Origin of the sequence: Streptomyces sp. MS191 (genome assembly GCF_008042125.1) — a bacterium.
Taxonomy (GTDB): domain Bacteria; phylum Actinomycetota; class Actinomycetes; order Streptomycetales; family Streptomycetaceae; genus Streptomyces.
In genome coordinates, this window is sequence record NZ_RDBI01000044.1 from 1 (window position 1) to 4,768 (window position 4,768).

General features: G+C 75.1%; 3 protein-coding genes and 2 pseudogenes. 2 read left to right on the plus strand and 3 right to left on the minus strand.

Annotated features, from left to right (window positions below):
- Together EAO71_RS39015 and EAO71_RS21410 are read right to left on the minus strand one after the other, a co-directional pair.
- Positions 1 to 178 (minus strand): annotated as a pseudogene (locus EAO71_RS39015) (amino acid permease); the annotation flags it as partial.
- Positions 179 to 247: 69 nt separating this feature from the next.
- Positions 248 to 1,222 (minus strand): hypothetical protein, encoded by a 975-nt coding sequence (locus EAO71_RS21410; protein WP_147979444.1) that lies wholly within the window; start codon positions 1,220 to 1,222, stop codon positions 248 to 250.
- Positions 1,223 to 1,547: 325 nt separating this feature from the next.
- On the opposite strand from EAO71_RS21410, the gene EAO71_RS21415 reads away from it, so the two are divergent.
- Together EAO71_RS21415 and EAO71_RS21420 are read left to right on the plus strand one after the other, a co-directional pair.
- Complete coding sequence (locus tag EAO71_RS21415) at positions 1,548 to 2,990, plus strand: FGGY family carbohydrate kinase (RefSeq protein ID WP_147979445.1); 1,443 nt, start codon at positions 1,548 to 1,550, stop codon at positions 2,988 to 2,990.
- A gap of 208 nt (positions 2,991 to 3,198) precedes the next feature.
- Positions 3,199 to 4,590: an FAD-dependent oxidoreductase gene (locus tag EAO71_RS21420; RefSeq protein WP_147979482.1), complete on the plus strand. Its 1,392-nt coding sequence runs from the start codon at positions 3,199 to 3,201 to the stop codon at positions 4,588 to 4,590.
- Between the two features lie 10 nt (positions 4,591 to 4,600).
- On the opposite strand, the pseudogene EAO71_RS39020 reads toward EAO71_RS21420, so the two are convergent.
- Positions 4,601 to 4,768 (minus strand): annotated as a pseudogene (locus tag EAO71_RS39020) (FAD/NAD(P)-binding oxidoreductase); the annotation flags it as partial.

A 4,768-nucleotide genomic window follows, 5' to 3' on the forward strand; every position in this document is an offset into this window, starting at 1 on the left:
CGTAGAGCGTCATGCAGCCGGAGAGGACGGAGATGACGGAGAAGCTGATGGCGAAGTTGCCGAAGCCGCCCATGCGGCGGGCGAGGACGGGCTGGTAGCCGAGCTCCCTGAGTCTGGCCTCCTCGTCCTGGGCCGCGGGGGGCCCGGGTGTCGTGTCGACGGAGACTGTGCGGGACATGCCAATTACCTCCGGGGGAAGGGGTCGGGCGGGGTGTACGGAGCCGGGGAGCGGCGCGACGCGGCCGGGTCAGCCGTCGAGGCAGCGGGCGCGGGCCCGCAGGAAGACCTCCTCGGCCAGCACCCGGTCGTCGGGGCGGGCCGTCCGGTAGGCCCACGGCAGCACCGTGTAGTACGGGCCGAGCGCCTCGAAGACGCGGGCCGCGTCGGCGAAGCGCAGGGCGCCGAAGAGGGCGTGGGCCAGGTGGTTGAGGTCGAGGAGCGAGGCCTCGTCGGTGGCACAGAAGAGGAACCAGGTGTCGAGTGCGCGCTGCGCGTCGCGCACGGCGTCCTCGGCCACCCAGTGCAGGTCGAGGGCGCGCTCGTGACCGCGCTCGCGCCGGTAGCGCTCGACCCGGACGTAGAGCGGGAGCGCGTGCAGGGCGGATCCCGGCGGGGCCGAAGCGGCCGCCCACTGGACGTAGTTCACGGCCTCGGCGAGCGGTCCGGAGCGCCGGCTGTAGAGGAACTGGAGCATCCGGTGGTACGCCTCGCGGTTGTGCGGGTCGCGCTTCTCGGCCTCGGCGAGGAGTCCCCAGGGGCCGGGCGGCAGCATCGGCGCGGGCGGGCGCAGCCGGTGCTCCTCCATCCGCTGCTGGTCGTCGAGGGCCGCCAGGGCGAGCAGGCAGACCCAGGGCACCGGATCGTCGGGGGCCGCCTCGGCGGCGTGGCGGCAGGCCGTCCACGCCTCCTGCCACAGCTCGCGGGTCCGGGCGTGACCGGCCCGGTGCGCCCGTACGGCCCGCTCCACCACGACCCGCGTGTGCATGACGGTGGCTGCCACGCTGTCCGGCTCCTCGGCGCGCCACGCCTGGACCACGTCGGTACCGGCGGCGACCGCGGCGAGCACCTGGGTGCGCTGGGTCCAGCCGGCCCAGCCGTCCGTCTCCTCGAGTAATCGGGCCATGGCCACCCAGCGGCCGGTCCGCAGGTCCTGGACGGCGTTGCGCAGGGCGTGGTCGTGGCCCGCCGGATGGTAGACGGGCCGGAAGCCGTGCCCGGCCATCAGGGCGCGGGGCGTGCGGTGGGCGACATGGGGTGTCCTCGGTGGGGTGGAGGGGGTGGTCAGTCCCCCCGGTGGGGCGTCCCGGCCGTTGATCGGCGATCACTATAGAGGGCTCTGGACGATCGAGGTCCAGTTTCATATCTGATCGTAACTATCCAGCCACAGACTGCTTTTGACTTTCAGTCAGCTGCGAAACCGAGCTGACATGAACGCCGTCGGCGGCTTGACGGACCGGGCCCGCTGCACCAGGATTCCCGCTTCGGTGATCACGGCAGGCGGCGTCCCCCGATCACGGCGGCCCGCCTCCGAGGACGGGAGTACGACGATGACGGGCCCGGTACTCGCCGTGGACCAGGGCACTTCGGGGACCAAGGCGCTCGTCGTCTGCCCCGAGCGGGGTGTCATCGGCAGCGGCTCGGCCCCGGTGCGCCCCCGGTACCTGCCGGGCGGCCTCGTCGAGGTCGATCCGCGCGAACTGCTCGACTCCGTGATCGCCGCCGGTCGCGCCGCGCTCGCCGAGGCGGGCACCCCGGTCGCGGCCGTGGGCCTGGCGAACCAGGGTGAGACCGTGCTGGCCTGGGATCCGGCGACCGGCGAACCGCTCACCGACGCCCTCGTCTGGCAGGACCGCCGCGCCGCCGAGCTGTGCGCGGAACTCGCGGCGCACGGGGACTCGCTGCGGCAGTGGACCGGGCTGCCGCTCGATCCGTACTTCGCCGCCCCGAAGATGGCCTGGATCCGCCGCCACCGCACCGGAGCGGGCGTGGTCACCACCAGCGACGCCTGGCTCGTCCACCGGCTCACGGGGGGTTTCGTCACGGACGCCGCGACCGCGGGCCGCACCGGACTGCTCGACCTGGACACCGTGTCGTGGTCCGCCGACGCCCTCGACGTCTACGGTCTCGGCGGCGAACGGCTGCCCACGGTCGTCGACGCGGACACCCGCGTGGGCACGACGACGGCGTTCGGCCCGCCCCTGCCTCTCACCGGGCTGCTCGTGGACCAGCAGGCCGCGCTGCTCGCGCAGAGCGTCACCGAACCGGGCGCGGCCAAGTGCACCTACGGCACCGGCGCGTTCCTGCTGGCCCAGACCGGCCGGAGCCCCCGTCGCGGTGACACCGGCCTGGTCAGCTGCGTCGCCTGGCGGCTCGCGGGCCGGACCAGCTACTGCCTCGACGGCCAGGTGTACACCGCGGCCTCCGCCGTACGCTGGCTCACCGACCTCGGGGTGATCTCCGGGGCCGAGGAGCTCGACGGCGTCGGCGGCTCGGTACCGGACACGGGCGGTGTCACCTTCGTGCCGGCGCTGGCGGGACTCGCCGCGCCGTGGTGGCGCGGCGACGTCCGCGGGTCGCTCACCGGCCTCGGCCTGGACACCACCGGAGCCCACCTGGTCCGCGCCCTGTGCGAGGGCATCGCCGCTCAGGTGGCCGAACTGGCCGACGCGGCGGCGTCCGACCTCGGCTCACCCCTCACCGCGCTCCGGGTGGACGGCGGTCTGACCAGGTCCGCGCTGCTGATGCAGACGCAGGCGGACCTCCTCCAACTGCCCGTCGAGGTCTCGGCCCTGCCCGACGCGACGGCGCTGGGCGCCGCCGCGGTCGCCCGCCTCGGCCTGGACCCCGGCCTCGCGGTCCRCGAGGCCGTCCCGGACTGGAAGCCGTCGGCCGTCTACGAGCCGCGGGTCACGGCGGCGGAGGCGGGCGAGCGCCGGGCGGCGTTCCGCGACTCCGTGGCGGCCCTCCTCGACGCGGGCCCGGCGGAGTGACGGCGGAGCGGTCCCGGGACACCGAGCGGAGTCCGGGCGGGGAGCGGTGCACGGGCAGGGACGGACGGACGGGCGCCGGGACACGGACGGACGGGCGCGGGCCGGCGTCGCCGGGCGCCCCGGGGGTGGGCGCGTGAGTCGCGCGGCAGCGGGGCGCGGGAGCAGGGACCACGCCACCGGGGACGGGCTCGTCACCCGCGGGGGTGCGCTGCCCGATTCCACCTCGCCCGGCGCGGAGTACGACGTCGTGGTCGTCGGCGCCGGCGTCGTCGGCTGCGCCGTGGCCCGGGAGCTCGCCGGTCACTCCCTGCGGGTCGCCCTCGTCGAGGCGTCCGGGGACGTCGGCGACGGAACGTCGAAGGCCAACACCGCGATCCTGCACACCGGTTTCGACGCGGTCCCCGGCTCACTGGAGTCCGGACTCGTCCGGGAGGGGCAGCGCCGGCTCGCCGCGTACGCGGCCGAGACCGGCATCCCGGTCGAGCCGGTCGGCGCGCTCCTCGTGGCCTGGGACCAGGAGCAGCTGGCCGCGCTCCCGCGCCTCGCGGACAAGGCCGCGGCCAACGCGTACCGCGCCACCCGGCTCGTGGGACCCGGCGAACTGCGGGCCCGGGAGCCGCACCTGGGGCCCGGAGCCCTGGGCGCGCTGGAGGTCCCCGGCGAGTCGATCGTCTGTCCGTGGACCACGACGCTCGCGTACGCCACCCAGGCGGTCCGCTCCGGTGTCGACCTCCACCTCAACTGCCCCGTACGGGGGGCCCACCCGGGCCGCCCGCACCGGCTGCGCACTCCTCGCGGCACGCTGGGCGCCCGGTTCGTGGTGAACGCCTGCGGGCTGCACGCCGACACCTTCGACGCACTGTTCGGGCGGCACGACTTCCGGGTGACCCCGCGCCGCGGGCAGCTGATCGTCTTCGACAAGTTCGCGCGCGGACTGGTCCGTCACATCCTGCTGCCCGTCCCCGGCGCGCTCGGCAAGGGGGTGCTGGTCGCCCCGACGGTCTACGGGAACGTGATGCTCGGTCCGACCGCGGAGGACCTGGACGACAGGACGGCCACCGGATCGACCGCCGAAGGGCTCGCTGCGCTGCGCGCGCAGGGCCGTCGGATCCTGCCCGCGCTGCTGGACGAGGAGGTCACGGCCGTCTACGCCGGGCTGCGGGCCGCGACCGAACAGGACGACTACCGGGTCTCGGCCCGTCCCGGCCTGCGCTACGTCACGGTGGGCGGCATCCGGTCCACCGGGCTCACGGCCTCCCTCGCGATCGCGGCACACGTGGTGGAGCTGCTCCGGGACGCCGGGCTGAGAACCGGCGCGCCGCGCCCGCGCACACCGATCCGCATGCCGAACCTGGGCGAGGCGTTCCCCCGGCCGTACCGGGACGCCGAGCTGATCGCCGGGGACGGCGCGTACGGCAGCGTCGTGTGTCACTGCGAGCGGGTCACCCGCGGCGAGGTCCGGGACGCGTTCGCCTCGACGATCCCTCCCGCCTCCCTGGACGGCCTGCGCCGTCGCACCCGGGCGCGCGGCGGGCGGTGCCAGGGGTTCTACTGCGGTGCGAGGCTCCGCTCGATGCTGGAGGAGGCGGGGCGGGCGTGATCGGGGACCTGGACGATCCGGTGGCCGTCCTGTCGTCCAGGTCCTCCGCGGTCGGACCGAGCATCACGTTCCCGTAGACCGTCGGGGCGACCAGCACCCCCTTGCCGAGCGCGCCGGGGACGGGCAGCAGGATGTGACGGACCAGTCCGCGCGCGAACTTGTCGAAGACGATCAGCTG